The organism is Erwinia sp., assembly GCF_049696395.1.
Classification (GTDB): Bacteria; Pseudomonadota; Gammaproteobacteria; order Enterobacterales; family Enterobacteriaceae; genus Erwinia.
The window spans coordinates 15,523-40,982 of sequence record NZ_JBAVTT010000151.1 but is presented as its reverse complement, the minus strand read 5'-3'; the positions used below and the strand labels follow the sequence as shown (position 1 = coordinate 40,982).

At 54.2% G+C, this 25,460-nt stretch carries 27 protein-coding genes; 15 read left to right on the top strand and 12 right to left on the bottom strand.

The genetic code is table 11. The features are described 5' to 3' along the window. From WCC56_RS18540 to lpxC, 10 genes are all read left to right on the top strand, one after another. Nucleotides 1–93: hypothetical protein (locus WCC56_RS18540; protein ID WP_424693796.1), on the top strand; the 93-nt coding region annotated here is incomplete at its 5' end. Between the two features lie 2 nt (nt 94–95). Further along, nucleotides 96–1,412: a UDP-N-acetylmuramoyl-L-alanine--D-glutamate ligase gene (gene murD / locus WCC56_RS18535; protein ID WP_424693792.1), complete on the top strand. Its 1,317-nt coding sequence runs from the start codon at nt 96–98 to the stop codon at nt 1,410–1,412. Beyond that, nucleotides 1,412–2,626, top strand: coding sequence for a cell division protein FtsW (ftsW, locus tag WCC56_RS18530; RefSeq protein WP_424693791.1), 1,215 nt, complete (start codon nt 1,412–1,414; stop codon nt 2,624–2,626). The genes murD and ftsW overlap by 1 nt, the downstream gene beginning before the upstream one ends. Then, nucleotides 2,623–3,681: an undecaprenyldiphospho-muramoylpentapeptide beta-N-acetylglucosaminyltransferase gene (murG, locus tag WCC56_RS18525; protein WP_424693790.1), complete on the top strand. Its 1,059-nt coding sequence runs from the start codon at nt 2,623–2,625 to the stop codon at nt 3,679–3,681. Before ftsW ends, murG begins: the two co-directional genes overlap by 4 nt. 46 nt (nt 3,682–3,727) lie before the next feature. Then, nucleotides 3,728–5,203, top strand: a complete 1,476-nt coding sequence (gene murC, locus WCC56_RS18520) for a UDP-N-acetylmuramate--L-alanine ligase (RefSeq protein WP_424693789.1) — start codon at nt 3,728–3,730, stop codon at nt 5,201–5,203. Beyond that, nucleotides 5,196–6,116, top strand: coding sequence for a D-alanine--D-alanine ligase (locus tag WCC56_RS18515; protein WP_424693788.1), 921 nt, complete (start codon nt 5,196–5,198; stop codon nt 6,114–6,116). Before murC ends, WCC56_RS18515 begins: the two co-directional genes overlap by 8 nt. A gap of 1 nt (nt 6,117) precedes the next feature. Next, nucleotides 6,118–6,957 (top strand): cell division protein FtsQ, encoded by an 840-nt coding sequence (gene ftsQ, locus WCC56_RS18510; RefSeq protein WP_424693787.1) that lies wholly within the window; start codon nt 6,118–6,120, stop codon nt 6,955–6,957. Then, a complete protein-coding gene (ftsA, locus tag WCC56_RS18505; protein ID WP_013200760.1) occupies nt 6,954–8,210 on the top strand; it encodes a cell division protein FtsA in 1,257 nt (418 codons plus the stop codon). Before ftsQ ends, ftsA begins: the two co-directional genes overlap by 4 nt. 70 nt (nt 8,211–8,280) lie before the next feature. Beyond that, nucleotides 8,281–9,438 (top strand): cell division protein FtsZ, encoded by a 1,158-nt coding sequence (ftsZ, locus tag WCC56_RS18500; RefSeq protein WP_013200761.1) that lies wholly within the window; start codon nt 8,281–8,283, stop codon nt 9,436–9,438. Between the two features lie 101 nt (nt 9,439–9,539). Further along, complete coding sequence (lpxC, locus tag WCC56_RS18495; protein ID WP_053145520.1) at nt 9,540–10,457, top strand: UDP-3-O-acyl-N-acetylglucosamine deacetylase; 918 nt, start codon at nt 9,540–9,542, stop codon at nt 10,455–10,457. Between the two features lie 8 nt (nt 10,458–10,465). Here the strand turns inward: lpxC and WCC56_RS18490 are convergent, their stop codons facing one another. Beyond that, complete coding sequence (locus WCC56_RS18490; protein ID WP_424693786.1) at nt 10,466–10,981, bottom strand: DUF721 domain-containing protein; 516 nt, start codon at nt 10,979–10,981, stop codon at nt 10,466–10,468. Nucleotides 10,982–11,001: 20 nt separating this feature from the next. On the opposite strand from WCC56_RS18490, the gene secM reads away from it, so the two are divergent. Beyond that, nucleotides 11,002–11,502, top strand: a complete 501-nt coding sequence (secM, locus tag WCC56_RS18485; protein WP_424693785.1) for a secA translation cis-regulator SecM — start codon at nt 11,002–11,004, stop codon at nt 11,500–11,502. A gap of 76 nt (nt 11,503–11,578) precedes the next feature. Beyond that, the gene (gene secA / locus WCC56_RS18480) at nt 11,579–14,284 is read left to right on the top strand and encodes a preprotein translocase subunit SecA (protein WP_424693784.1); all 2,706 of its coding nucleotides are present in this window, start codon (nt 11,579–11,581) and stop codon (nt 14,282–14,284) included. A gap of 49 nt (nt 14,285–14,333) precedes the next feature. Here the strand turns inward: secA and WCC56_RS18475 are convergent, their stop codons facing one another. After that, entirely contained in the window at nt 14,334–15,026 is a 693-nt protein-coding gene (locus WCC56_RS18475; protein WP_424693783.1) for a prepilin peptidase, read from the bottom strand. Between the two features lie 214 nt (nt 15,027–15,240). Between WCC56_RS18475 and mutT the strand changes: the two genes are divergently transcribed. Beyond that, nucleotides 15,241–15,636, top strand: coding sequence for an 8-oxo-dGTP diphosphatase MutT (gene mutT / locus WCC56_RS18470; RefSeq protein WP_424693782.1), 396 nt, complete (start codon nt 15,241–15,243; stop codon nt 15,634–15,636). Nucleotides 15,637–15,667: 31 nt separating this feature from the next. Here the strand turns inward: mutT and yacG are convergent, their stop codons facing one another. The 3 genes from yacG to coaE are packed head-to-tail and all read right to left on the bottom strand — an operon-like array spanning nt 15,668 to nt 17,248. Further along, a complete protein-coding gene (yacG, locus tag WCC56_RS18465; RefSeq protein WP_424693781.1) occupies nt 15,668–15,877 on the bottom strand; it encodes a DNA gyrase inhibitor YacG in 210 nt (69 codons plus the stop codon). Nucleotides 15,878–15,888: 11 nt separating this feature from the next. Continuing rightward, a complete protein-coding gene (gene zapD / locus WCC56_RS18460) occupies nt 15,889–16,632 on the bottom strand; it encodes a cell division protein ZapD (protein WP_424693780.1) in 744 nt (247 codons plus the stop codon). Between the two features lie 4 nt (nt 16,633–16,636). Next, nucleotides 16,637–17,248 (bottom strand): dephospho-CoA kinase, encoded by a 612-nt coding sequence (gene coaE / locus WCC56_RS18455; RefSeq protein WP_424693779.1) that lies wholly within the window; start codon nt 17,246–17,248, stop codon nt 16,637–16,639. Nucleotides 17,249–17,484: 236 nt separating this feature from the next. On the opposite strand from coaE, the gene WCC56_RS18450 reads away from it, so the two are divergent. Next, entirely contained in the window at nt 17,485–18,525 is a 1,041-nt protein-coding gene (locus tag WCC56_RS18450; protein WP_424693778.1) for a GMP reductase, read from the top strand. A gap of 83 nt (nt 18,526–18,608) precedes the next feature. On the opposite strand, the gene hofC is transcribed toward WCC56_RS18450, so the two are convergent. From hofC to WCC56_RS18415, 7 genes are all read right to left on the bottom strand, one after another. Continuing rightward, the gene (gene hofC, locus WCC56_RS18445; protein ID WP_424693777.1) at nt 18,609–19,808 is read right to left on the bottom strand and encodes a protein transport protein HofC; all 1,200 of its coding nucleotides are present in this window, start codon (nt 19,806–19,808) and stop codon (nt 18,609–18,611) included. Beyond that, nucleotides 19,801–21,204 (bottom strand): type II secretion system protein GspE, encoded by a 1,404-nt coding sequence (gspE, locus tag WCC56_RS18440; protein WP_424693776.1) that lies wholly within the window; start codon nt 21,202–21,204, stop codon nt 19,801–19,803. The genes hofC and gspE overlap by 8 nt, the downstream gene beginning before the upstream one ends. Next, nucleotides 21,201–21,653 (bottom strand): prepilin peptidase-dependent pilin, encoded by a 453-nt coding sequence (gene ppdD, locus WCC56_RS18435; RefSeq protein ID WP_424693775.1) that lies wholly within the window; start codon nt 21,651–21,653, stop codon nt 21,201–21,203. Before ppdD ends, gspE begins: the two co-directional genes overlap by 4 nt. 209 nt (nt 21,654–21,862) lie before the next feature. Further along, on the bottom strand, nt 21,863–22,753 hold the full coding sequence (gene nadC / locus WCC56_RS18430; RefSeq protein WP_424693774.1) for a carboxylating nicotinate-nucleotide diphosphorylase: 891 nt from the start codon (nt 22,751–22,753) through the stop codon (nt 21,863–21,865). A gap of 92 nt (nt 22,754–22,845) precedes the next feature. Further along, nucleotides 22,846–23,508 (bottom strand): anti-sigma factor, encoded by a 663-nt coding sequence (locus WCC56_RS18425; protein ID WP_424693773.1) that lies wholly within the window; start codon nt 23,506–23,508, stop codon nt 22,846–22,848. Beyond that, nucleotides 23,505–24,074, bottom strand: coding sequence for an RNA polymerase sigma factor (locus WCC56_RS18420; RefSeq protein WP_424693772.1), 570 nt, complete (start codon nt 24,072–24,074; stop codon nt 23,505–23,507). Before WCC56_RS18420 ends, WCC56_RS18425 begins: the two co-directional genes overlap by 4 nt. Nucleotides 24,075–24,143: 69 nt before the next feature. Beyond that, nucleotides 24,144–24,704, bottom strand: coding sequence for a fasciclin domain-containing protein (locus WCC56_RS18415; RefSeq protein ID WP_424693771.1), 561 nt, complete (start codon nt 24,702–24,704; stop codon nt 24,144–24,146). A 187-nt stretch (nt 24,705–24,891) separates the two neighbouring features. Here WCC56_RS18415 and ampD point away from each other — a divergent pair, with 187 nt between their 5' ends. Next, nucleotides 24,892–25,458 carry a 1,6-anhydro-N-acetylmuramyl-L-alanine amidase AmpD gene (ampD, locus tag WCC56_RS18410; protein ID WP_424693770.1) on the top strand — a complete coding sequence of 189 codons (567 nt, stop codon included), beginning with the start codon at nt 24,892–24,894 and terminating at the stop codon, nt 25,456–25,458. Nucleotides 25,459–25,460 lie beyond the last annotated feature (2 nt).

Sequence of the window (25,460 nt, the reverse complement as noted above, 5' to 3'; positions counted from 1 at the left end):
AAAGGCTGGCCGGAGCCGCGCGTGATTGTGCGCTTCTGGATTATTTCTCTGATGCTGGTGCTGATTGGCCTGGCAACACTGAAGGTGCGTTAACAATGGCTGACTATCAGGGTAAAAAAGTGGTCATCATCGGGTTGGGCCTGACCGGGCTCTCCTGTGTTGATTTCTTTTTAGCGCGCGGCGTTACACCACGCGTGATGGATACCCGTGTCGCCCCGCCGGGCCTGGAAAAGCTGCCCGCCAGCGTAGAGCGTTGGGTAGGCTCGCTGAATGACACCTGGTTGCAGACAGCGGATTTGATCGTTGCCAGCCCCGGTATGGCGCTGGCGCATCCATCGCTGATGGAAGCGGCCGAAGCAGGCGTAGAAATTGTCGGTGATATCGAGCTGTTCTGCCGTGAAGCACAGGCGCCGATCGTGGCGATTACCGGCTCCAATGGCAAAAGCACTGTGACCACTTTAGTGGGCGATATGGCGAAGGCTGCCGGTTGGCAAGTCGGCGTTGGCGGCAATATTGGCCTGCCTGCGCTGATGCTGTTGGATAACCCGGCGCAGCTGTATGTGCTTGAGCTCTCCAGCTTCCAGCTGGAAACCACCAGTAGCCTGAAGGCCGCAGCGGCCACGATCCTCAATGTGACTGAAGATCATATGGATCGCTATCCATTAGGCATGCAGCAATACCGCGCGGCAAAACTGCGGATTTATGAGCAGGCTACTGTTTGCGTAGTGAATGCCGATGATGCGATGACTTTCCCGGTGCGTGGAGTGGATGCGCGTTGTGTCAGCTTTGGTATCGCGACCGGCGATTATCATCTCAGCACGGAATCAGGCGAAGGCTGGCTGACGGTGAAAGGTGACAACCTACTGAAAACCAGTGAGATGACGCTGGTTGGACAACACAATCAGACCAATGCGCTGGCCGCTCTGGCTCTGGCTGAAGCCGTGGGCCTGCCGCTGGCATCAAGCCTGAAAGCATTAACCACCTTCAGCGGGCTGGCGCATCGCTTCCAGATTGCTCTGGATCGCAATGGCGTCCGTTGGATTAACGATTCTAAAGCCACCAACGTTGGCAGTACGGAAGCCGCGTTGAACGGCTTGCAGGTACAGGGCACCTTGTGGCTGCTGCTGGGCGGTGATGGCAAGTCAGCTGATTTCAGCCCGCTGACCCGCTATCTGCAGGGCGACAACGTCCGGACTTACTGCTTCGGTCGTGATGGTGAGGCACTGGCTGAACTGCGTCCTGACATCGCGGTGCGGACTGAGACACTGGCAGAAGCCATGCAGCAAATCGCCAGTCAGGTGAAGCCGGGCGATATGGTTCTGCTTTCTCCAGCCTGTGCCAGCCTGGACCAATTTAAAAACTTTGAGCAGCGCGGCGACGCGTTTACTCAACTGGCAAAGGAGCTTGGCTGATGCGTTTACCTGGTTTAAGCCTTGCCGGCGGCGTCACGAATCGTCTGAAAGACTGGGTTATGGGCCCAAGAGAGAGCGACGCCAGCTCAATGGTTCTTTATGATCGCACGCTGCTTTGGCTGACCATCGGTCTGGCGATCATTGGATTTGTGATGGTGACCTCCGCGTCGATGCCGGTCGGTCAGCGTTTATCTGACGATCCGTTCTACTTTGCTAAACGTGATGCGTTCTATATTGCGCTGGCGGTAGGGATGGCGATGGTGACTTTGCGTGTGCCGATGGATTTCTGGCAGCGCTACAGCAACATCATGCTGCTGGTGACGGTAGTCATGCTGTTAGTGGTGCTGGTGGTAGGAAGCTCGGTAAACGGGGCCTCACGCTGGATTGCACTGGGGCCGCTGCGTATTCAGCCTGCTGAGCTCTCTAAGCTGTCGTTGTTCTGTTACCTGGCGAGCTATCTGGTGCGCAAGGTGGAAGAGGTGCGTAACAACTTCTGGGGCTTCTGTAAGCCTATGGGCGTGATGGTGGTGTTGGCGGTACTGCTGCTGGCTCAGCCTGACCTTGGTACGGTAGTTGTGCTGTTCGTCACCACGCTGGCGATGCTGTTCCTGGCGGGCGCAAAGCTCTGGCAGTTCCTGGCGATCATCGGCTCCGGTATTTTCGCCGTATGCTTGCTGATTGTGGCTGAACCATACCGCATGCGTCGTGTTACCTCTTTCTGGAATCCATGGGAAGATCCGTTCGGCAGCGGTTATCAGTTAACTCAGTCTCTGATGGCCTTTGGTCGCGGGGAATTTTGGGGGCAGGGGCTCGGAAATTCAGTGCAAAAACTGGAATATCTGCCGGAGGCACATACCGACTTTATCTTCTCTATTATCGGTGAGGAACTGGGTTATATCGGTGTGGTTTTAGCCCTGTTAATGGTATTCTTCGTCGCTTTTCGCGCGATGTCCATTGGTCGTCGTGCGCTTGAGCTCGACCAGCGTTTTTCCGGCTTCCTTGGGTGCTCGATTGGCGTGTGGTTCAGCTTCCAGGCGCTGGTGAATGTTGGCGCTGCAGCGGGCATGTTACCGACCAAAGGTCTGACGTTGCCGCTGATCAGTTACGGTGGCTCGAGTCTGATCATCATGTCGACCGCCATCGTGTTTTTGTTACGTATTGATTATGAAACGCGTCTGGCAAAAGCCCAGGCGTTTACACGGGGTGGTCGATGAAAGGGAAGCGACTGATGGTCATGGCTGGCGGAACCGGTGGGCACGTTTTTCCCGGGCTGGCGGTTGCACATCATCTGATGGATCAGGGCTGGCAGGTTCGCTGGTTAGGCACGGCCGATCGGATGGAAGCCGACCTGGTTCCTAAGCACGGCATCGACATCGACTTTATCCGTATCTCAGGCCTGCGCGGAAAAGGCCTGAAGGCACAGCTCACCGCGCCGTTGCGTATTTTCAACGCGGTGCGTCAGGCCAGAGCCATCATGAAGGCTTATAAGCCGGATGTGGTACTGGGCATGGGCGGCTACGTTTCCGGCCCCGGTGGATTAGCGGCCTGGAGCTGCGGAATCCCGGTTGTGCTGCACGAGCAGAATGGCATTGCTGGCCTGACCAACAAATGGCTGGCGAAGATTGCCAAAAAGGTGATGCAGGCGTTCCCTGGCGCATTCCCGGATGCCGAAGTTGTTGGCAACCCCGTTCGTACCGATGTGCTGGCGCTGCCTTTACCGGCTGAGCGTTTGAGCCATCGCAGCGGCCCGATTCGGGTGCTGATCATCGGCGGCAGTCAGGGCGCTCGTGTTCTGAATCAGACCCTGCCTCAGGTTGCTGCTCTTTTAGGTGAGTCAGTCACGTTGTGGCATCAGGTAGGGAAGGGCGCTCTGGACGCCGTAAACCAGGCCTATGAACAGGTTAATCAGACGCAGCATAAAGTCACCGAATTTATCGATGATATGGCCGCAGCCTATGCCTGGGCAGACGTTGTCGTTTGCCGTTCAGGTGCGCTTACAGTGAGTGAAGTGGCGGCGGCAGGCTTACCGGCGATTTTTGTGCCGTTTCAGCATAAAGACCGCCAGCAGTACTGGAATGCGTTACCGCTTGAGCAGGCGGGCGCAGCCAAAATTTATGAACAGCCGCAGTTTACTGCGGAGGTAGTGGCAGACACGCTGGCCCGTTGGGATCGACCGACTTTACTGCAAATGGCAGAAAAAGCTCGTGCCGTAGCGATCCCGGATGCAACCGAAAGGGTTGCAGCGGAAGTCAGCAAAGCTGCGCTGTAACAGAATTTCCGGCCCGGAGTAGTCCGGTCCGCAACAGGCAGAAGAGATGAATACACAACAACTGGCAAAACTGCGTTCCATAGTGCCCGAGATGCGTCGCGTCCGGCACATTCACTTTGTCGGCATCGGTGGTGCTGGCATGGGCGGTATTGCCGAAGTGTTGGCCAATGAAGGGTATGAAATCAGCGGATCGGACCTGGCGCCGAATGCGGTGACTCAGCATCTGAGCAAGTTAGGTGCGACCATTTATTTTAACCATCGCCCTGAGAACGTCAGTGACGCCAGCGTGGTGGTCGTTTCGACCGCTGTTTCCCAGGATAACCCTGAGGTTGTTGCCGCGCGTGAAGCGCGTATCCCAGTGATCCGCCGGGCAGAAATGCTGGCTGAGTTGATGCGTTACCGCCACGGGATCGCCGTTGCCGGGACGCACGGTAAAACAACCACTACGGCGATGGTCTCCAGCATTTATGCGGAAGGCGGCCTGGATCCGACTTTCGTCAACGGTGGCCTGGTTAAAGCCGCTGGTACACACGCCCGACTGGGAACCAGCCGTTACCTGATTGCTGAAGCCGACGAGAGCGACGCCTCCTTCCTGCATTTGCAGCCGATGGTAGCGATTGTGACGAATATCGAAGCCGACCATATGGATACTTACCAGGGCGACTTTGAGAACCTGAAGCAAACGTTTGTGAACTTCCTGCACAATTTGCCGTTTTATGGCCGTGCGGTGCTGTGCATCGATGATGTGGTTATCCGCGATCTGATCCCACGCATCAGCCGTCATATCACCACTTATGGCTTCAGCGAAGATGCTGACGTGCGGGTTGAGAATTACCAGCAGAATGGCGCTCAGGGCCATTTCACCCTGGTTCGTCAGGATAAGCCGTTGATGCATGTGACGTTGAACGCACCTGGCCGTCATAACGCGCTGAATGCGGCTGCGGCGGTTGCCGTAGCGACTGAAGAAGGCATTGAGGATAGCGAGATCCTGAGTGCGCTGGAGAGCTTCCAGGGAACAGGACGCCGCTTTGACTTCCTTGGCGAATACCCGGTTATAGCTGCGAACGGCACTGCCGGCACGGCGATGCTGGTTGATGACTATGGTCACCATCCAACCGAAGTCGACGTGACGATCAAAGCCGCCCGTGCTGGCTGGCCAGATAAGCAGCTGGTGATGGTTTTCCAGCCGCACCGTTACTCTCGCACCCGAGATTTGTATGACGATTTCGCTAACGTGCTGTCTCAGGTAGATGTGTTGCTGATGCTGGATGTCTACGCAGCCGGTGAAGCGCCGATTCCTGGCGCAGACAGCCGGTCACTCTGCCGCACTATCCGTGGCCGCGGCAAAGTGGATCCAATTCTGGTGTCTGACCACGATGCGGTGCTGGATATGCTGGCACCGAAACTGTCCGGCAACGATTTAATCCTGATCCAGGGTGCAGGCAACGTAGGCCGTATTGCCCGCACGCTGTCAGAGCAAAAGTTACAACTGCAGAATAATGAAGGGGAACATCATGGCTGAGAAAGTAGCGGTATTGCTGGGTGGCACCTCTGCGGAGCGAGAAGTCTCGCTGATGTCAGGTAATGCAGTGTTGGCCGGGCTGATCGAAGCCGGTATTGATGCACATGCTGTTGATATACGTGATTTCCCGGTGATGCGCCTGAAAGAAGAAGGCTTTGATAAAGCCTTTATCGCACTGCACGGTCGTGGTGGCGAAGATGGCACGCTGCAGGGCGTGCTGGAATTTCTGTCCATCCCTTATACCGGCAGCGGTGTGATGGCTTCGGCCATTACCATGGACAAATTGCGCACCAAATTCCTCTGGCAGGGTTGCGGTCTCCCGGTTTCCCCTTATGTGGCTTTGACCCGTAAGGAAATGGACGCCGGGCTGACACCAGATATAAAAGCGAAAATCGCCGAGCTGGGATTACCGGTTTTTGTTAAACCGAGTTGCGAAGGGTCCAGCGTCGGGATCAGTCGTGTGAATACGGCTGACACGCTTCAGGCTGCGCTGGAAGAGGCTTTCCGCCATGACGATGACGTGCTGGTTGAAGCTTTTTTAAGTGGCCCGGAATACACCGTTGCGGTGATTGGCGAAGAAATATTGCCCTCAATCCGCATTCAGGTGGTTTCTGAGTTCTATGACTATGAAGCAAAATACTTTTCTGACGATACTGAATACTTCTGCCCAAGCGGATTGTCCGCAGAACAAGAAGCTGAACTGAGCGATATCGTGATGAAAGCCTGGCGCGCATTAGGGTGCAGCGGCTGGGGACGGGTTGACGTGATGATGGGCGGCGACGGTCAGTTCTACCTGCTGGAAGTGAACACTTCTCCAGGGATGACCGGGCACAGTCTGGTGCCAATGGCGGGCAAGCAGGCTGGTATGAGTTTCTCCCAGCTGGTTGCGCGCATTCTGGAGTTGGCGGACTGATATGTCCCAGGCAGCTCTGAATGTTCGAAACCGCGAAGCGCAGGAAAAAGCGCGATCCGGGCGCAGTAATGGCTCACGACTGGCAGGCATTATCTTTTTGTCGATTGTGCTTGGCGTAGTGCTTGCAGCCGGGTTTGTAGTGGTGAAGTGGATGGATGATGCCTCGAGGCAGCCGCTGTCAAAGCTGGTTGTGACCGGGAAGACCCATTACACCACTAACGATGATATTCGCCAGGCCATTTTGTCGCTGGGGGCACCGGGGACGTTTATGTCGCAGGATGTTGACGTCATCCAGCAGCAGATAGAACGCCTGCCGTGGATCCAGCAGGTCAGCGTGCGCAAGCAATGGCCAGACGAGCTGAAGATCCATCTGGTGGAGTATGTGCCCGTAGCACGCTGGAACGACCTGCATATGGTTGATGCAGATGGAAAATCCTTCTCCGTACCGGCTAATCACATTGGTAAGGAAGAGATGCCAATGCTGTATGGCCCGGAAGGGAGCGAAACAGAAGTGTTGACCGGCTATCACCAGATGAGCGATCTGCTGGCGGCAAGCAAATTTAAATTGAAGGTGGCGTCAATGACCGCAAGGCGGTCCTGGCAACTGGTGTTGAGCGATGATGTCCGTCTGGAACTGGGACGCAACGAAGATATGAAGCGTTTGAAACGTTTCATTCAGCTCTACCCCACGCTGCAGCAGCAGGGACAGGCAGAAAACAAACGTATCACTTACGTGGATCTGCGGTATGACTCTGGCGCGGCAGTAGGATGGGCACCGGCAGAAATGAAGACCCCCGACAATAATCAGCAACAGAATCAGGCACAGGTTAAACAACAATGATCAAGTCGACGGACAGAAAACTGGTAGTTGGACTCGAGATTGGCACCGCGAAGGTTGCCGCTTTGGTAGGGGAAATTCTGCCCGATGGCATGGTCAATATCATTGGCGTGGGCAGCTGCCCTTCCCGTGGAATGGATAAAGGCGGGGTGAACGACCTCGAATCCGTTGTCAAATGTGTGCAGCGGGCGATTGACCAGGCTGAACTGATGGCTGACTGCCAGATTTCGTCGGTTTACCTTGCATTATCGGGCAAACACATCAGTTGCCAGAACGAAATAGGGATGGTTCCTATTTCCGAAGAGGAAGTGACACAGGAAGATGTGGAGAACGTGGTACACACCGCCAAATCCGTCCGTGTTCGCGACGAACACCGCATCCTCCATGTTATTCCGCAAGAATATGCGATCGACTATCAGGAAGGGATCAAAAACCCGGTCGGTTTGTCCGGCGTGAGAATGCAGGCAAAAGTGCATTTGATCACCTGTCACAACGATATGGCGAAAAACATTGTGAAAGCCGTTGAACGATGTGGCCTGAAAGTTGACCAACTGATTTTCGCCGGTCTGGCATCAAGCTTTGCTGTGCTGACGGAAGATGAACGTGAGCTGGGCGTCTGCGTAGTGGACGTTGGCGGCGGCACCATGGATATCGCGGTTTACACCGGCGGCGCGCTACGCCACACCAAAGTGATCCCGTATGCAGGGAACGTTGTGACCAGCGACATCGCTTATGCGTTTGGTACACCGCCGACCGATGCGGAAGCGATTAAAGTTCGCCATGGTTGCGCGCTGGGTTCCATCGTGGGCAAAGATGAAAACGTCGAAGTACCCAGCGTAGGTGGGCGTCCACCGAGAAGTCTGCAACGTCAGACGCTGGCTGAGGTGATTGAACCTCGCTATACCGAACTGCTGAATCTGGTCAATGACGAGATCCTGCAGTTGCAGGAACAGCTTCGCCAACAGGGCGTTAAGCACCATCTGGCAGCAGGCATTGTCTTGACCGGTGGCGCGGCACAAATTGAAGGATTAGCGGCTTGCGCCCAGCGTGTATTCCACACGCAGGTGCGTATCGGACAGCCGTTGAACATCACAGGATTAACGGATTACGCGCAGGAGCCTTACTACTCAACAGCGGTTGGCTTACTGCACTACGGAAAAGAGTCTCACCTTAATGGTGAGGCGGATGTAGAAAAAAGAGCCTCAGTGGGCAACTGGTTTAAACGAATCAACAGCTGGCTGAGAAAAGAGTTTTAATTTAGAGAAAAGGGGATCATGCTAGACTTTTTATGATCTCCAGGCGACAGGCACATAACGGAGAGAAATTATGTTTGAACCAATGGAATTAACCAATGACGCGGTGATTAAAGTCATCGGCGTCGGCGGCGGCGGCGGTAACGCCGTAGAGCATATGGTGCGTGAGCGCATCGAAGGCGTTGAGTTCTTCGCAGTAAACACCGACGCGCAGGCGTTACGTAAAACTGCCGTTGGCCAGACTATCCAGATTGGTAATGGTATTACCAAAGGTCTGGGTGCTGGCGCTAACCCAGAAGTGGGTCGTAACTCTGCGGAAGAAGACCGTGAAGCACTGCGTCAGGCACTTGACGGTGCGGACATGGTGTTCATTGCTGCAGGCATGGGTGGCGGTACCGGTACCGGTGCAGCGCCAGTGGTGGCTGAAGTAGCAAAAGAATTAGGTATCCTGACGGTTGCTGTGGTGACCAAGCCTTTCAATTTTGAAGGCAAGAAGCGCATGGCGTTCGCCGAGCAGGGTATTGCTGAGCTCTCCAAGCATGTCGATTCACTGATTACTATTCCAAACGACAAGCTGCTGAAAGTGCTCGGCCGTGGTATCTCACTGCTGGACGCGTTTGGCGCAGCCAACGACGTGCTGAAAGGCGCGGTACAGGGTATTGCCGAACTGATTACCCGTCCAGGCCTGATGAACGTCGACTTTGCTGACGTGCGCACCGTGATGTCCGAAATGGGCTACGCGATGATGGGTTCTGGCGTGGCGTGCGGTGAAGACCGTGCAGAAGAAGCGGCCGAAATGGCGATCTCCAGCCCACTGCTGGAAGATATCGACCTGTCTGGCGCTCGTGGTGTGTTGGTTAACATCACGGCTGGCTTCGACCTGCGTCTGGACGAGTTTGAAACGGTGGGTAACACCATCCGTGCGTTTGCTTCTGACAATGCGACCGTGGTTATCGGTACCTCACTTGACCCAGAAATGAACGACGAACTGCGCGTCACTGTAGTGGCTACCGGTATTGGCATGGACAAGCGTCCAGAGATTACTTTGGTCACCAACAAGCAGCAGCAGACTCAGCCTGTCATGGACCACCGTTACCAGCAGCACGGTATGGCACCGCTTCCTCAGGAGCAGAAACCAGCCGCTAAAGTGGTTAACGATCCGAGCACGCAAACTAACAAAGAGCCTGATTATCTTGATATTCCTGCCTTCCTGCGTAAGCAGGCAGATTAGGATTTTCCTGAGAATTGGGATTCTCCGCTCTTTGTGCTAAAATGTTCGTCCGTCAGTAAGTTATACTGGCGGTCGGATGAGTAATTTTGCGAGATAATACGATGATCAAACAACGGACATTAAAACGTATCGTTCAGACGACTGGAGTCGGTTTACATACCGGCAAAAAAGTCACGCTGACGTTGCGCCCCGCGTCGGCTAATACCGGGGTCATCTATCGTCGCACTGACTTGAATCCACCGGTAGATTTCCCGGCCGATGCCAAATCCGTGCGTGATACCATGCTCTGTACTTGCCTGGTTAATGAGCATGACGTGCGTATTTCGACAGTCGAACACCTGAACGCAGCGCTTGCTGGTCTGGGCATCGATAACATCGTGGTGGAAGTGAACGCGCCTGAAATTCCTATTATGGATGGCAGCGCCGCCCCCTTTGTTTATCTGCTGATGGACGCTGGCATTGAAGAACTGAACTCAGCGAAGAAATTTGTCCGCATCAAACAGCCAGTCCGGGTTGAAGATGGCGACAAATGGGCCGAATTTACGCCACACAATGGTTTTAAGTTGGATTTCACTATCGACTTCAACCACCCGGCGATCGATTCCGGCTCACAGCGCTACAGCATGGATTTCTCTGCTGAAGCCTTCGCGCGTCAGATCAGTCGTGCCCGTACGTTCGGCTTCATGCGTGATATCGAAGCATTGCAGTCCCGTGGCCTGTGCCTCGGCGGCAGCTTTGACTGTGCAATCGTGGTGGATGATTACCGCGTATTGAACGAAGACGGTTTACGCTTTGAAGACGAATTCGTCCGTCACAAAATGCTGGATGCAATTGGTGATCTGTTTATGTGTGGCCATAACATTATTGGGGCATTCACTGCCTACAAATCTGGTCATGCGTTAAACAACAAGCTGCTTCAGGCGGTTCTGGCTAAGCAGGAAGCCTGGGAATGGGCAACGTTCGAAGACGAAGCCGAGTTGCCAGTGACCTTCAGGGCACCAAACCTGGTGTGGGCATAAAGTCAGCATTACTTATTACGACTGGTTGAGCTGGTACTCTCTCCGGCCAGTGAGGCCAGTCGTTCTATTGTCTTCCTCAGTTTTTCAGGGCTTCGGCTCGCCACACTCCGCAGTATCTCCGCACTCTGTTCACTAAGCTGACGTCCCGGCGAATTCTCTTCTGCTTCAGGTCGACTGCCGCTTTTTTGCACGCTTTCCAGCCCTTTTGCAGCCAGTGAAGGATTTATCGTGATGTCGATTGCCGTCAATGATGGTAATATTTGCGCTCGTAAAGCTGACAGCAAGCTGGATTGTTCATAGCGTAAGCGCATCATCCAACTGGCATTAGCGGTTTCGAGCACCAGAATGCCCTGGCGGAAATTGGCCACGCGGCACCAGGGATGCATCTGCGCAGGAAGAATACCCTGCACGGCCCGGTTCAGTTTGTTTAGCGCAATGGCGCGCTGCTGAATGGATTGCAGCATTCCCTTGGCATCGGTGACTTCGAATAAATTTTCAATTGATTGCGGGCGACTATCACGCATAGCAAGCTCCGGCGGAAACAGTGATCGGGATTTTAAATCGTTGGCGACAATTTGGCAGACGTTATTTCTGGCCGCATCTCCTGTTGGGGATGGTCGCGGCGGGTCTTGGCCTGCCTCACGCTGACAGCGACCGGACAACTTTACCAGAAACCGCCTCACGAAGCCTGAATATCAGCAGTGCGGTGCACTTCGACAGCCTGGCACTGCTACAGGAAAGCGTCCGACGTCCTAATTTTAACGTGGATTACTGGCATCAGCATGCCATTCGCACCGTTATCCGCCATCTCTCCTTCACGCTAACGCCAGCCAACCAGCCGACTGCCGAGCAGGTTATGCCGCTCGAAGTACAGAAATTGGCGCTGCTGGATACGCTGAACGCCTTACTGACGCATGAAGCGAGACCGCCGACGATAATTCGCCAGACGGCCGAGCGTCAGAGCGCATCAAAACCCCGTTATCAGACCGGCCTGTGGCTTGCTCAGGTTCAGGGCATTCGTGCCGGGCCTGCCTCTCTCGCGTAACGTCGACGTTCATTACACCCAACTTATCCTTAAGTGCTTCACCACATGATGTGGTGGCTGAGAGAAAGTATTTACTATGTTAATCAAATTATTAACCAAAGTTTTTGGCAGTAGCAATGACCGCACCCTGCGCCGTATGCGCAAAGTTGTTGATCAAATCACCAAGATGGAACCGGATTTTGAGAAGCTTTCAGATGATGAACTGAAAGCCAAAACCGTTGAGTTCCGTGCCCGTCTGGCCAAAGGTGAAGTGCTGGAAAATCTGATCCCGGAAGCTTTTGCTACGGTGCGTGAAGCCAGTAAGCGTGTGTTCGGTATGCGTCACTTTGACGTACAGTTGCTGGGCGGCATGGTACTGAATGACCGTTGCATCGCCGAAATGCGTACAGGTGAAGGTAAAACCCTTACCGCAACGCTGCCCGCTTACCTGAACGCGCTGAGTGGCGAAGGTGTCCACGTAGTTACAGTCAATGACTACCTGGCCTCCCGTGATGCGGAAAACAACCGTGGGCTGTTCGAGTTCCTTGGTCTGAGCATCGGTATCAACCTGCCAGGTATGCCGGCGCCCGCTAAGCGTGAAGCTTATGCAGCCGATATCACCTACGGTACTAACAACGAATACGGCTTTGACTACCTGCGTGACAACATGGCCTTCAGCCCTGAAGACCGTGTACAGCGTAAGCTGAACTACGCGCTGGTGGATGAGGTTGACTCCATCCTGATCGATGAAGCCCGTACCCCGCTGATCATCTCTGGCCCGGCTGAAGACAGCTCAGAGCTGTATATCAAGGTAAACAAAATCATCCCAAGCCTGATCCGTCAGGAAAAAGAAGATTCCGACAGTTTCCAGGGCGAAGGCCACTTCTCAGTAGATGAGAAAGCCCGCCAGGTGCACCTGACCGAACGTGGTTTGGTGGCAATTGAAGAGCTGATGGTTAGCGAAGGCATCATGGAAGAAGGCGAGTCTCTGTACTCTCCGAGCAACATCATGATGATGCACCATGTGACCGCAGCCCTGCGTTCTCATGTGCTGTTCACCCGCGATGTTGACTACATTGTGAAAGACGGCGAAGTGATCATCGTTGATGAGCACACCGGTCGTACCATGCAGGGTCGTCGCTGGTCTGACGGTCTGCATCAGGCTATTGAAGCGAAAGAAGGCGTGGAAATCCAGAATGAGAACCAGACGCTGGCTTCCATCACCTTCCAGAACTACTTCCGTCTTTACAACAAGCTGGCCGGGATGACCGGTACAGCAGATACCGAAGCTTTCGAATTCAGCTCAATCTATAAGCTGGAAACTATCGTTGTGCCAACCAACCGCCCAATGGTGCGTAAAGATCTGGCCGATCTGGTCTACATGACCGAGAAAGAGAAGATTGACGCGATCATCGAAGACATTCGTGAACGTACCGCCAATGGTCAGCCGGTGCTGGTGGGGACGATCTCCATCGAGAAATCAGAAGTGGTTTCTGAGCAGCTTTCCCTGGCGAAGATCGAACACGCTGTACTGAACGCCAAATTCCACGCCCGCGAAGCAGATATCGTCGCGCAGGCAGGTCAGCCTGGTGCGGTAACCATCGCTACCAACATGGCCGGCCGTGGTACGGATATCGTGTTGGGTGGTAGCTGGCAGGCAGAGATTGCCGAACTGGAAAATCCAACCGCAGACCAGATCGACGCGATCAAAAGCGCGTGGAAAATTCGTCATGATGCGGTACTGGCTTCGGGCGGTCTGCACATTATTGGTACCGAGCGTCATGAATCACGCCGTATCGATAACCAGCTGCGTGGCCGTTCTGGTCGTCAGGGTGATAACGGTTCATCCCGTTTCTACCTGTCGATGGAAGATGCGCTGATGCGTATTTTCGCCTCTGATCGTGTTTCTAATATGATGCGTAAACTGGGTATGAAGCCCGGCGAAGCGATTGAGCACCCATGGGTAACTAAAGCGATTGCTAACGCCCAGCGCAAAGTAGAAAGCCGTAACTTCGATATTCGTAAGCAGTTGCTGGAATATGATGATGTGGCTAACGATCAGCGCCGCGCGATTTACTCCCAGCGTAACGAATTGCTGGACGTGTCCGACGTTTCCGAAACCATCAACAGCATCCGTGAAGACGTGTTCAAAACGACTCTTGATACCTTTATTCCACCACAGTCTCTGGAAGAGATGTGGGATGTAGAAGGTTTGCAAGAGCGCCTGAAGAACGACTTCGATCTGGATATGCCGATAGCAGAGTGGCTGGACAAAGAGCCAGAGCTGCATGAAGAGACGCTGCGCGAACGAATCATGCAACACGCCAAAGAGCAGTATCAGCGCAAAGAAGAAGTGGTTGGCATTGAAATGATGCGTAACTTCGAGAAGGGCGTGATGCTGCAAACGCTGGATTCACTGTGGAAAGAGCATCTGGCCGCAATGGACTACCTGCGTCAGGGTATTCACCTGCGTGGTTATGCGCAGAAAGATCCGAAGCAGGAATACAAACGTGAATCCTTCGCCATGTTTGCTGCGATGCTTGAATCACTGAAATACGAAGTGATCAGCACGCTGTGCAAAGTTCAGGTGCGTATGCCTGAAGAAGTGGAAGCGATGGAAGAGCAGCGCCGTGAAGAAGCCGAACGTCTGGCCCGACAGCAGCAGCTGAGCCACGTTGATGTGGAAACCGAAGCCGCTATCGAGATGGCAGAACAAAGCGGCGAGCGTAAAGTCGGTCGTAACGATCTTTGCCCTTGTGGTTCAGGCAAGAAATTCAAGCAGTGTCACGGTCGTCTTGCTTAACCGCAGACGGTGACAGTAAGAGGGCTGGAGAGATTCTCCGGCCCTTTTTTTATGTTATGTGATTGCTGCAGATAAACAGTATCCAGCCTGTAAAGGCTAGCGCAGCACCAAAAGGAAAGGGATCGCGCAGCGGACGGCCTGATGTCAGTTGCAGCATACCGAGGCTGATAAGGGAGGTGAGAGAGGCAATCAGCAGCAGCCACGGCAGCCAGAACATCCCCAGCCAGGCTCCCAGCGCAGCAAACAGTTTAGCATCCCCCAACCCCAGGCCTTCTCTGTGGCAAACTATCCTGTAGCCATGAGAAAGCAGCGCCAATACCCCATATCCGGCAACCGCCCCTAACACCGCCTCTTGTAACGGAAGAGCAGGGAGCAGTCCTGCAACGTTCCCCAGCAGCCCAAACCACAACAAACAAAGCGTGAGTATATCGGGAAGCAGCAGATAGCGCAGGTCGATAACTATTAGCGCCAGCAGCACCCAGCTGAACAGCAGCGATGCGGGCAGAAGCCTGGCAGGGAGTGTGGCGGCAACCAGCAGCGACACAAAGCAACAGAGGATGGGCAGGAGCCAGTAGCCTACAGTCTCAGCACGGCTAATTCTGAACGGCCTGCTTTCTATTTTTGCGGGCAGCCATTCGCTTAGAAACCAAACTAAACGGCCTATACAGCAGCCTGTCAGCCCTATGCTTAGCCAGCACCAGAGGGTGCCAGTGAGCATAAATACATCGAATATCCGGTTCATGCCTTCCTCCTTGTTTCCTGACAGCTACCCAATCCCTTTATTGTCTCTCCCGGCACTATACGCTGGTGCTGCGGGCTCTGAAGGGCTGGCTGGAGATTACATAGCCTTGCAGAGCAGATTTCAGAGCCACGCCGAAAGAGCCAGATTCTGGCTTGCCATTCCAGGGTAACGCTGGAATAGTGGCGGGGTGTAAAGTTTCTCAGAGTGAAAGTGAATGAAGCAGCTGCAAGTTGCGGTAGGTATTATCCGCGATCAAAACCAGAATATTTTCCTCGCACGGCGTTCAGCCAGCTCGCATATGGCGAACATGTGGGAGTTCCCGGGGGGCAAAATCGAGGCGGGTGAAACGCCGGAAGAGGCGCTAAAGCGTGAGCTGCATGAAGAGACCGGCATAGAAGTTGAAAATGCCGTGGCCTACGGCTCGGGTGAGCATGGCGACAGTAACTTCCACGTAACGCTGCACTTCTTTATTGTCGATCGCTGGCAGGGTGAACCCTATGGCCGCGAAGGGCAACCTCAGCGCTGGGTAGCACAGCGAGAATTAGTGGCGGCAGAGTTTCCTCCCGCCAACGCGAAGATCGTTGAGCAACTGCTGGCTGAAATTCTGTAAGTGGCTTCCCGCCAGCGATGGCGGGAGCACATTAATCGTGGTGTGGATCCTGTTCGCTCCAGCCTTCGCTTTCCGAATGCTGGTCATTGCTGGCGATGCGTTTCTCTTCCGCAGCCCATTCCCCAAGATCGATTAACTGACAGCGTTTGCAGCAAAATGGCCGCCACTGGCTGAGTTCATCCCAAATCACTTCTTTCGCACAGGTAGGGCAGTTGACTACCATCACATCATCTTTATTCATCAGGCAAAACCTTAACAACAGGCAAGTTCAAAATCCAGGCGTGCGGGCACTTCACCGTGTTCACTGTCTAACGGCAGAAAACGAATTGCATAGCGGCTTTTGTGACCGGAAACCTGCGGGTAAAGGGAATCTTCCAGCGAAAGCTGCAACCGGAGCAATTCGGCACCTTCGCCATTGTCCTGGAAAAAGCCGTTCACACTGGTTTGATTACGGAACTCTCCAGACTGGCGGATCAAATCCAGAATCTGGGTGAGTGCTTCACGAATAGGCATCAACGACTGCATCCAGACGGCAACCTGGGCATCACGCTGTTCCTGCTCTACATGTAGCCAGATATGCAGAGTCGGCAGATCGAAGCTGCAACAGCCGCCGGGGATACTGAGACGTTGACGCACCAGGCCGATCAGGCGATCTTCCCGCATCAGTTGGCCCATTCTTGGGGCCGCCATCAGCGTACCGGAGCTGGCTTTCAGTTTGTCGCGCAGCGTATCAATGAGTTCCATATCAACGCCGGGCACATCGGCCCAGGCGCGTAATTTTTGCTGCTGCTTTTCCAGCTCTTTCACAATGTCGGTGCGCAATTCACCTCGCTCGAACACATCAAGCAACTCTGCCGCATTCCGGAAGAAAGTCAGTGCGCCCAATGGGTCAGTGATGGTGCTGCTGCTTTCTAACTGGTTGGTCAAAAACTCAATTCTCAGCCAGGTACGCATCTTCTCGTTCAGTGGGTACTCAAATAGAATCGTTGTGCTCATGCTGTTAATCCTGGTCAATGGCCCTGGCCAGTCGGCGATAGTGCTGGTCAAGCAGGGCAACGCGCGCGGTCACTGACTCTGGTGACCCGCCGTTATCTATAATGTCGTCTGCTACCGCAAGGCGCTGTTCGCGCGTTACCTGGGCAGCTAGAATATGTTCCGCCTGTTCGCGGCTGATACCATCCCTGGCTATGGTCCGTCTTAACTGGGTCTCTCGATCCACGTCGACGACCAGCACCCGGTTCGCCAGATGCTGAAGATTATTTTCAACCAGCAGCGGCACGACCCACAAACACCAGACGGAGTGGGTTAGCGCTAACTGGCGGCGTGTTTCTGCCTGAATCAGGGGATGGAGCAGGGCATTGAGCCAGGTTTTATCCTCCCCCGAGGTGAAAATGCGCTGACGCAGCGCTTTACGATCGAGGCTGCCATCACTCTGTATCACTTCTGCGCCAAATCGTTGACGAATAGCGCTAAGGGCAGGCTGGCCGGGTTCGACGACCTGACGGGCAATCACATCAGCATCGACGATACCCACGCCCAGCTCGGCAAAGGCGTTGGCAATAGTGGTTTTTCCGCTGCCGATGCCACCGGTCAGCGCAACAGTATAGCGCATAAGCCTCTTCTCTCCTGGCTCTGAGTGTGTGCAGTCGGTATCGCGGAGGATTAACAGGGCGGCTACTGGCTTAAAAATGAGGCACGGATCACACGAGCGGATAGCAGATAAATTTATGAGATTGTAGCGTAAATAAACCTGCTTTCGCAGTCTTGTCCGCACGATTTTAGCGCGTATGATAGCGTCACTGGAGCTGGCATTTGCTGACTTTCGCGCCATCAACCAGGAAACCTGTCATGCGTATTGAAGAAGATATTAAATTAGGCTTTAAAGATGTCCTTATCCGGCCAAAGCGTTCCACGCTGAAAAGCCGCTCTCAGGTAGAACTTACCCGTCAATTTACCTTCAAACATTCCGGTGTTGCCTGGTCAGGCGTGCCGATCATTGCTGCCAATATGGACACCGTGGGGACGTTTACCATGGCCGAAGCTCTGGCGTCCTTTGATGTTCTTACCGCTGTTCATAAACATTACTGCGTTGAGCAATGGCAGCAGTTTGTTTCCCGTGTGCCTGAAAACGTGCTGAAACATGTGATGGTCTCTACCGGCACTTCAGAGGCTGACTTCATCAAGATGAAGCAGATTCTGGCACTTTCTCCCTTGCTGAATTTCATCTGCATTGATGTCGCTAACGGCTACTCCGAACATTTCGTTGAGTTCCTGCAGCGTGCCCGTGAAGCCTGCCCGGGCAAAACCATCTGTGCGGGTAATGTCGTGACCGGGGAAATGGTTGAAGAGCTGATCCTGTCTGGCGCAGATATTGTCAAAGTAGGCATCGGCCCGGGGTCTGTCTGCACCACCCGGGTTAAAACGGGGGTTGGTTATCCGCAACTTTCCGCTGTAATTGAATGTGCCGATGCGGCTCATGGTCTGGGCGGTCAAATCGTCAGCGACGGCGGTTGTTCTATGCCTGGCGACGTGGCGAAGGCCTTCGGCGGAGGGGCTGATTTTGTGATGCTCGGCGGAATGTTGGCAGCGCATGAAGAGTGCGAAGGCACGCTGGTGGAAGAAGATGGCGAAGCCTTTATGCTGTTCTACGGCATGAGTTCTGAATCAGCGATGAAACGGCATGTTGGCGGCGTGGCAGGGTATCGCGCTGCTGAAGGAAAAACTGTTAAAATTCCTTTCCGTGGTCCGGTAGAACACACGGTGCGCGATATCCTTGGCGGCCTGCGTTCAGCCTGTACTTATGTCGGTGCCGAGCACCTGAAAGAGTTGACCAAACGCACTACGTTTATTCGGGTTAACGAGCAGGAAAACCGCGTGTTTAACCGCTAGCCGGTGACGGTCACCTTGGCGGGCAACTGGCCGCAGTCAGCCAGACGTTGTCCGCATAAGGTGACATCAACGATCATCAGCCTTTATCCCAGCGCCTCCCCAAGATTGAAAATGGGCAGATACATCGCAATCACCAGCGCGCCAACCAATCCCCCGGTAATCACCATCATTATGGGTTCAAGCGCTGCGGCCAGATTGTCTGCCTGCTCATGCGTCATCTCTTCGTGCATCTCCCCCAGTCGCTCCAGCATACTGTCCAGTGAACCAGACTCTTCACCAACTTTGATCAGTTGATAACAAACCGGACTGAAGAGCCGGTGTTGCCTCAGCGCCTGATGCAGGGGATAGCCAGAGGCAATATGCTGCTGAAGCTGCTGGATAGCTTCACGCCACAGCAGTGACGTTAGCGTTTTCTCCACTGCCTGCAGGCTTTGTAGCAACGTCAGCCCGGCCTGCTGCGTCAGCGCCAGCGTCATAAATATCCGGCTTAATACCCCGCCCTGATACAGCTTGCCTGTTAACGGCAAAGCTAACAGCCAGCGCTGCTCTCTCTTTTGCCACTCCGGCGAGCGTTTTGTTTGCCAGCGCCAACAGCATCCCAGCGCCGTAAGTCCTGCCAGCACCAGCAATCCGTGCCGCTGCAGTATGCCGGAAAGGGCAACCACAGCAGCTGTGAACGCAGGCAGCGGAGCCTCAAAAGCCTGATAGACAGAAATAAATTCTGGCAGCACAAACACCAGCATGCCGATGCTGACAACCAGAGCCAACAGCAGGATGAAAAGAGGGTAACGCAGCGCTTTCGTCACCTTCTTTTGCAGCTGTTGCTGGCGTTCCTGCTGGCAGGCAAGTTGCAGGCAGCACCGATCAATCCTGCCGGTTAACTCTCCTACATGCATCAACGCAGGAAAGAGCGGCGGAAAAACCTCAGGCCAGAGTGCCAGCGCTTCTGAAAAGGGCAACCCTTCCGCGACGTTGTGCTCCAGCTGCGTTAACAAGGCCTGCCAGCCGGGATGATGATGCTCTTCCCCCAGCAGATGCAGACTGGCTGACAAGGTCAGCCCGGCTTTCAGCAAGGTTGCCAGCTGGCGAAAGAAGGCGATTTTCTGCGTCCATTGCCACTCCCTTGCTCCGTAGCGTTTGCCGGAAGAGAGCGAAAGGGGCATAAGCTCTTCCGCCAGCAGGCGATCCATCACCTGCTGCTGGCTATGGCAAAACAGTGCGCCCTGAACCAGCTTGCCGCTGTGATCCATCGCCTGCCAGCGAAAGAGATAAGGCTTAGCCATCACTGTTCCCGACGATCCTGTTGAGTTCCTCCAGGGTGGTATCACCCCGATTCACGCAGTGCAGCCCCTCCATAAACAGCGTATTCCGTCCGTATTGACGGGCAATCGCCTCAAGTTGTTCTGCAGAGCTGTCAGCGGCGATCGCGTTTTGCAACGGAGCCGTAATGGGTAGCATTTCGAACAATGCCAGCCGGCCATAAAAACCCGAGTAACAACGCTCACAGCCTGGAGCCTGCCAGTTCTGCACGGTTCCTGGCCAGAGGGTCGGAGGGAAGTGAGCTACGGCAGCCGTTTTCTGCCGACAATGGGGGCAAAGACGGCGGACCAGGCGCTGGGCAACAATGAGTTTTAAGGCTGAGGCGAGCAGGTAACCAGGGATGCCTATCTGCCCCAGACGGGTTAATGTTTCCAGAGTGGAGTTGGTATGCAGCGTCGAGAGGACAAGATGCCCCGTTTGCGCTGCCTTGACTGCCGTTTCTGCTGTTTCCCTGTCGCGGATTTCTCCCAGCATAATCACGTCCGGATCCTGGCGCAGCAGGGCGCGCAGCACCAGGTTAAAGTCCAGACCAGCTTTAGGGTGGATTTGGGTTTGGTTAATTCCTGCCAGCGGGATCTCGACCGGATCTTCCACGCTACATAAATTACGCTGTGGCGTGTTCAGCGAATTCAAACCGCTATACAGAGTGAATGTCTTTCCGCTGCCAGTTGGGCCGGTAACCAGAATCAACCCCTGTGGGCGGGCCAGCGCCTGGCGATAAATCTTGAGCACTGCTGGTGGCATTCCCAGCTTCTCCAGTACCACGGCCTGTGGCTCACTTTGCAGCAGCCGGATCACGGCCTTTTCGCCAAAAAGTGTGGGCAATGTAGAGAGCCGGAACGAAGCCTGGTTACCGTTAAGCTCAACGTTAAACTGCCCGTCCTGAGGCGTCCGGCGTTCAGTAATATCCAGGCTGGCCAATATTTTAAGCCGCGCCAGCAGGGCCGACCCGTTATCCTGTTCATGTCCTGCGACAGATTGCAGCACGCCATCAACACGCAAGCGAATCCTTAACGAATCCGTTTGTGGCTCGATATGAATATCCGAAGCGCGACGCTGAACCGCAAGCTGCAAAAGCTGTTGAATCTTATCTGGAGCCGAGCCGCCCTGATCGGTTTCTGCGTTGAGATTCTGAGAAGGTAACGTTTTCTGTTGCTGGCGAAACTGCTCCAGGCGTGCCTGCGGCCAGTACTCAATGTCCAGCACGCTGTGTGTGGCAAAGCGCAGGGCTTCAAGCAGCTCTTCATCCGGTTTACTTGCCATAGCCACCTGCAAGCGCTCGGCGGTAAAAGTGACGATCACCGCATGATGGCGCAGACAAAGTGCCTCTACGGCCCGCCGGGTGGACTGAAGGATCATTCTGCCACCTCGCTGGCGCCATCTTCGAAGCGGAAGACATTCTCGCAGGCTTCTTTCAGACTGAGCTGAGCGCTGGTGCAACTGCGTTGCCAACTAATCAGTCCTTCTGCCTCATCCCAGTTCGGCCTCATTACTACCCGAAGATCGCTGAGGCTTTCCTTCCCGGTAAGTGAAATGACCCCTGCATTGATGCTGATAGCAACAACATAACGAGATCCTTTTCCCGCAGGAATACCGTTGCTTCCCTCGCTGCAATGACCAAAACCTCCGCGCTCAATAGCGCAAAGATCGACGGCTGTTTTATAGGGGAGTGCGGTTTGGAGCATATCGGTCAGTGCCGCTTTTTGCAGATATCCCTGGTAAGCAGGCAAGCCGATGGCACTCAAAATAGCGATGATTGCGATCACGATCATCAGTTCGATCAGGGTAAATCCTTGCTGCTGTTTCATGCTGAACCTCCTTGTGGCTTAGAGGTTGGCAAGATAACGCCGCAACCATCAGGCTGCCATCGTCAAACCAGGCAGCGCCGAGGTGGGTCGTAAAGAGTTTTTATCTGTTGCAGCGTTAAGTAGATTTGCTGGAAGAGGGATCGCAGAAGGGGGATGAAAACGAGAAACGCCATCGTCAATACGATGGCGTAAAGGCACAATGCAGAGGCTTATTTGAAGCGCATTGAAAGGTCTAAAGCACGGACATGCTTGGTCAATGCCCCTACGGAGATATAGTCAACGCCTGTTTCAGCGAAGACGCGCAGCGTCTCATCGGTCACGTTGCCGGAGACCTCAAGCAGCGCGCGGCCCTCGGTTTGCTTAACGGCTTCACGCATCTGTTCCACTGTGAAGTTATCCAGCATCACGATATCCGCACCGGCATCCAGCGCCTGAGTCAGCTCGTCTAAGGACTCAACTTCGACTTCAACCGGCACATCCGGATGTAACCAGAAGGCTTTTTCCACGGCATCACGAATCGAACCGGTGGCAATAATATGATTCTCTTTGATCAGGAAGGCATCAGAAAGACCCAGACGGTGATTAGCGCCGCCGCCACAGAGAACCGCATATTTCAGCGCGGTTCTCAGACCAGGCAGGGTTTTCCGGGTATCAAGCAGCTGGGTTCGCGTCCCTTCAAGGATCGCCACATAGCGGCTGACTTCGGTTGCCACGCCGGAAAGCGTCTGCACAAAATTCAGCGCGGTACGTTCTGCGGTAAGGATCAGGGCCGAAGGACCGGTGATGTCGAACAAAGGCTGATCGGCCTGGATCGCGTCGCCGTCAGCAACATGCCAGGCGATCTGGGTTTTATTGCCCAGCTGTATAAACACTTCTTCCACCCAGCGCTTACCGCAGAAAATACCCGGTTCACGAGTAATAACCACGGCATGAGAGGTCGCTTCGGCTGGAAGCAGGCTGGCAGTAATATCTTTGCAGGGATCAACTTCACCCCCCAGATCTTCACGCAGGGCCTGAGCAACGCTTGGGGGAATATCATCCTCAATACGCTCCAGCAACGCCGTGCGGCGATTGTCCGGATCGTAGCGGCGGGTAGTCATGATCGAACTCCGAAAGGTCGGATAGAGAGTTCGACCATGCTAGCCTGTTTATCGACGGCTTGCCAGCTAGCGCTAAGCCGTAACGTCTGCCGTCAGATTGGCGACACCTTACCACTGAAAACTACCGGACCCGTCGGTTGCCCGGTTGGCGAACCACCCTGAGGTTCAAGGCTGATAGCCAGCAGCGGTAAATCACTCAAACGGCTGGTGTTCAGGGCGATACGGGTAATGCTGCCTGGCGTAACCAGTCCCAATGATTGCGGTTTTTGGCCCGGCGGGATGATCCACAGCTCAAAGCTTTGATTCGCTGGCAGCGCGCTGGCATTCACTGCCTGAAGGGTCAATTCACCCTTCGCCTGATTAAGGGCCACTACCCAGGAGCCTTGTTGGCTGCCGCTGCTGTTCAGCACCGCCACGGCCTGAAGAGAATCAGGTTGTTGATTGATTTTTAAGAGTAACACTCCGGCAAAAGAAGCGGCCAGTGCCCAGCCGAGATAGTGCCAACGGAACGGCATCCGGGCGCGTTTTTCTGCTGGCAGATTGCGCAGGATCTTTTGCCAGACTTCAGCGGAAGGGGCAACCGGCTGCACAGAGTGATCCATATGGCCGAGCATTGTTTGCCAGCGGCTGACCTCTTCCTGTAATGCAGATTCCTGCTGCAAACGGCGTTCAAACTGCTGGCGTGCCGGGCCGCGTAATGTGCCAAGGGCATATTCTGCGGCAAGGGCTGAATCGTATTGGCTTCTTGTTTTCATATTCCCACACACTCTTTCAAATGGGCCAATGCGCGACGGATCCAGCTTTTGACGGTGCCTGCCGGTTGCTGCAAATGTTCTGCAATTTCACTGTGTGAGAGTCCCTGGTAGTAGGCTAGCATCACACTTTGTCGTTGTTCACCCGGAAGATGGTCCAGGCAATCAGCCAATCTTCGGGCTTCAGAGGTGGAAGGTAACCCCTCTGCAAAGGAGCAGGAAAGCCCCTCAGCTTCATGATCATTCAGCGTTTCAATATCCAGCGTCTCCAGAGGAGAGGTCTGATTCCCCTTCAACCGAAGGTAGTCGATAGCCCGATGACGAATGAGTGTCGTCATCCAGGTCTTTGGCGCACTCAGCTGCGGGTCGTAACTGCCCGCTCGTTGCCAGATAGCCAGCATCGTATCGTGAAGAACTTCTTCCGCCCAGCCACGCCGCCGAAGCATGCGCAAAGCAATGGCAAAGAGGTAAGGGGAGAGTTGACAGTAAAGGTGTTCGAACGCCCGCCTGTCACCCCGGCCGACCGCTTGCAGTAAAAGAACGTGACTGTCGATAACATCGTCTGTCATGAAGCTTCCTGTGAAAAAAGGTGCAGAGGATCTGATGAAACCTGCTGCACCTGGTATAGCGCTATTTTCTTATTTAGGCATCAGGACGGTATCAATAACATCGATCACGCCGTTACTTTGATGAACATCGTAAGTGCTGATATTAGCGACATTTCCCTGGCCATCCTTCAACTGGATGTTGTGCGGGCCGTTACTCATAATCCACAGCGGCTGACCGTTAACGGTCTTCAGCTCGGCATGGCCTTTTCCTTGTTTAATCTTCTTCTCTAACATTTTCATGTCATAGTTGCCGGCAACCACGTGATAAGTCAGCACGCTGGTGAGCATGGCTTTATTTTCAGGCTTCAGCAGATTGTCTACGGTCCCGGCAGGCAGTTTGGCAAATGCGGCGTTAGTCGGCGCGAAAACAGTGAACGGGCCTTTGCTCTGCAGGGTGTCGACCAGACCAGCCGCTTTTACTGCCGCCACCAGCGTGGTGTGATCTTTGGAATTCACCGCATTTTCAACGATATTTTTTGACGGGAACATCGCAGAGCCGCCGACCATTACGTTGTTGCTCATCGAGTCTGCCATGGCTACACCGCTGAAAAGTAATGAGGCGCAAAGAGCCGTGCGAACGAAAGTTTTCATGATGTGTTCCTTGAGGGTCAGAGAAGGCACATTTGCCTTACAAAGCTATCTACGGCTGGGGAAGCGAACTGGATGCAGAAAAAAGAAAATAATTTTCTGATGCCCTAAATGGCGGTCATCAGAAGTTTAGTTTTCCCAAAATGATTCATGCTACTCTGATGAAATCGTTATAAAAGGAGAGCAGGGCATGCAGTTGCACGAGGGCTGGATCCACGGAGTGAAGCGGGTTCACTCGCCGCATTTCAATGAGCGTCCGGACAATGAAACGCCGTCGCTGCTGGTGATCCACAATATCAGCCTGCCGCCTGGCGAGTTTGGTGGTCCGTGGATTGATGCATTGTTCACCGGTAATTTAGATCCACAAGCCCACCCCTATTTTGCGGACATCGCCCAGCTGCGAGTTTCTGCACATTGTCTGATCCGCCGTGACGGTGAAATTGTGCAATACGTTCCCTTCCATCTTCGCGCATGGCACGCTGGCGTGTCGACTTATCAGGGCCGCGAAGCCTGCAACGATTTTTCTATTGGGATTGAGCTTGAAGGCACGGATACTCTGCCCTACACCGATGCGCAGTATCAGGCGCTGGAAGACGTTACGGCGCTGCTTATCGCTACCTATCCCGGACTAGCCGGGCACATCACCGGGCACAGCGATATTGCCCCGGTAAGAAAGACCGATCCGGGTCCGGCTTTTGACTGGACAAGATATCGGGACGCGCTGGGCAAAGGCCCGGACGTCCCAGTACAGGAGTAACA

Coding starts and splice junctions, on each gene's coding strand:
- murC (WP_424693789.1), top strand. CDS start 3,728: ATGAATACACAACAACTGGCAAAACTGCGTTCCATAGTGCCCGAGATG.
- WCC56_RS18415 (WP_424693771.1), bottom strand. CDS start 24,704: ATGAAAACTTTCGTTCGCACGGCTCTTTGCGCCTCATTACTTTTCAGC.
- yacG (WP_424693781.1), bottom strand. CDS start 15,877: ATGAATAAAGATGATGTGATGGTAGTCAACTGCCCTACCTGTGCGAAA.
- WCC56_RS18515 (WP_424693788.1), top strand. CDS start 5,196: ATGGCTGAGAAAGTAGCGGTATTGCTGGGTGGCACCTCTGCGGAGCGA.
- WCC56_RS18490 (WP_424693786.1), bottom strand. CDS start 10,981: ATGCGTGATAGTCGCCCGCAATCAATTGAAAATTTATTCGAAGTCACC.
- ftsA (WP_013200760.1), top strand. CDS start 6,954: ATGATCAAGTCGACGGACAGAAAACTGGTAGTTGGACTCGAGATTGGC.
- ftsZ (WP_013200761.1), top strand. CDS start 8,281: ATGTTTGAACCAATGGAATTAACCAATGACGCGGTGATTAAAGTCATC.
- WCC56_RS18420 (WP_424693772.1), bottom strand. CDS start 24,074: ATGACAGACGATGTTATCGACAGTCACGTTCTTTTACTGCAAGCGGTC.
- murD (WP_424693792.1), top strand. CDS start 96: ATGGCTGACTATCAGGGTAAAAAAGTGGTCATCATCGGGTTGGGCCTG.
- ftsQ (WP_424693787.1), top strand. CDS start 6,118: ATGTCCCAGGCAGCTCTGAATGTTCGAAACCGCGAAGCGCAGGAAAAA.
- murG (WP_424693790.1), top strand. CDS start 2,623: ATGAAAGGGAAGCGACTGATGGTCATGGCTGGCGGAACCGGTGGGCAC.
- ftsW (WP_424693791.1), top strand. CDS start 1,412: ATGCGTTTACCTGGTTTAAGCCTTGCCGGCGGCGTCACGAATCGTCTG.
- ampD (WP_424693770.1), top strand. CDS start 24,892: ATGCAGTTGCACGAGGGCTGGATCCACGGAGTGAAGCGGGTTCACTCG.
- coaE (WP_424693779.1), bottom strand. CDS start 17,248: ATGCGCTATACTGTTGCGCTGACCGGTGGCATCGGCAGCGGAAAAACC.
- zapD (WP_424693780.1), bottom strand. CDS start 16,632: ATGAGCACAACGATTCTATTTGAGTACCCACTGAACGAGAAGATGCGT.
- WCC56_RS18475 (WP_424693783.1), bottom strand. CDS start 15,026: ATGAACCGGATATTCGATGTATTTATGCTCACTGGCACCCTCTGGTGC.
- ppdD (WP_424693775.1), bottom strand. CDS start 21,653: ATGAAACAGCAGCAAGGATTTACCCTGATCGAACTGATGATCGTGATC.
- secA (WP_424693784.1), top strand. CDS start 11,579: ATGTTAATCAAATTATTAACCAAAGTTTTTGGCAGTAGCAATGACCGC.
- nadC (WP_424693774.1), bottom strand. CDS start 22,753: ATGACTACCCGCCGCTACGATCCGGACAATCGCCGCACGGCGTTGCTG.
- gspE (WP_424693776.1), bottom strand. CDS start 21,204: ATGATCCTTCAGTCCACCCGGCGGGCCGTAGAGGCACTTTGTCTGCGC.
- WCC56_RS18425 (WP_424693773.1), bottom strand. CDS start 23,508: ATGAAAACAAGAAGCCAATACGATTCAGCCCTTGCCGCAGAATATGCC.
- hofC (WP_424693777.1), bottom strand. CDS start 19,808: ATGGCTAAGCCTTATCTCTTTCGCTGGCAGGCGATGGATCACAGCGGC.
- lpxC (WP_053145520.1), top strand. CDS start 9,540: ATGATCAAACAACGGACATTAAAACGTATCGTTCAGACGACTGGAGTC.
- WCC56_RS18450 (WP_424693778.1), top strand. CDS start 17,485: ATGCGTATTGAAGAAGATATTAAATTAGGCTTTAAAGATGTCCTTATC.
- mutT (WP_424693782.1), top strand. CDS start 15,241: ATGAAGCAGCTGCAAGTTGCGGTAGGTATTATCCGCGATCAAAACCAG.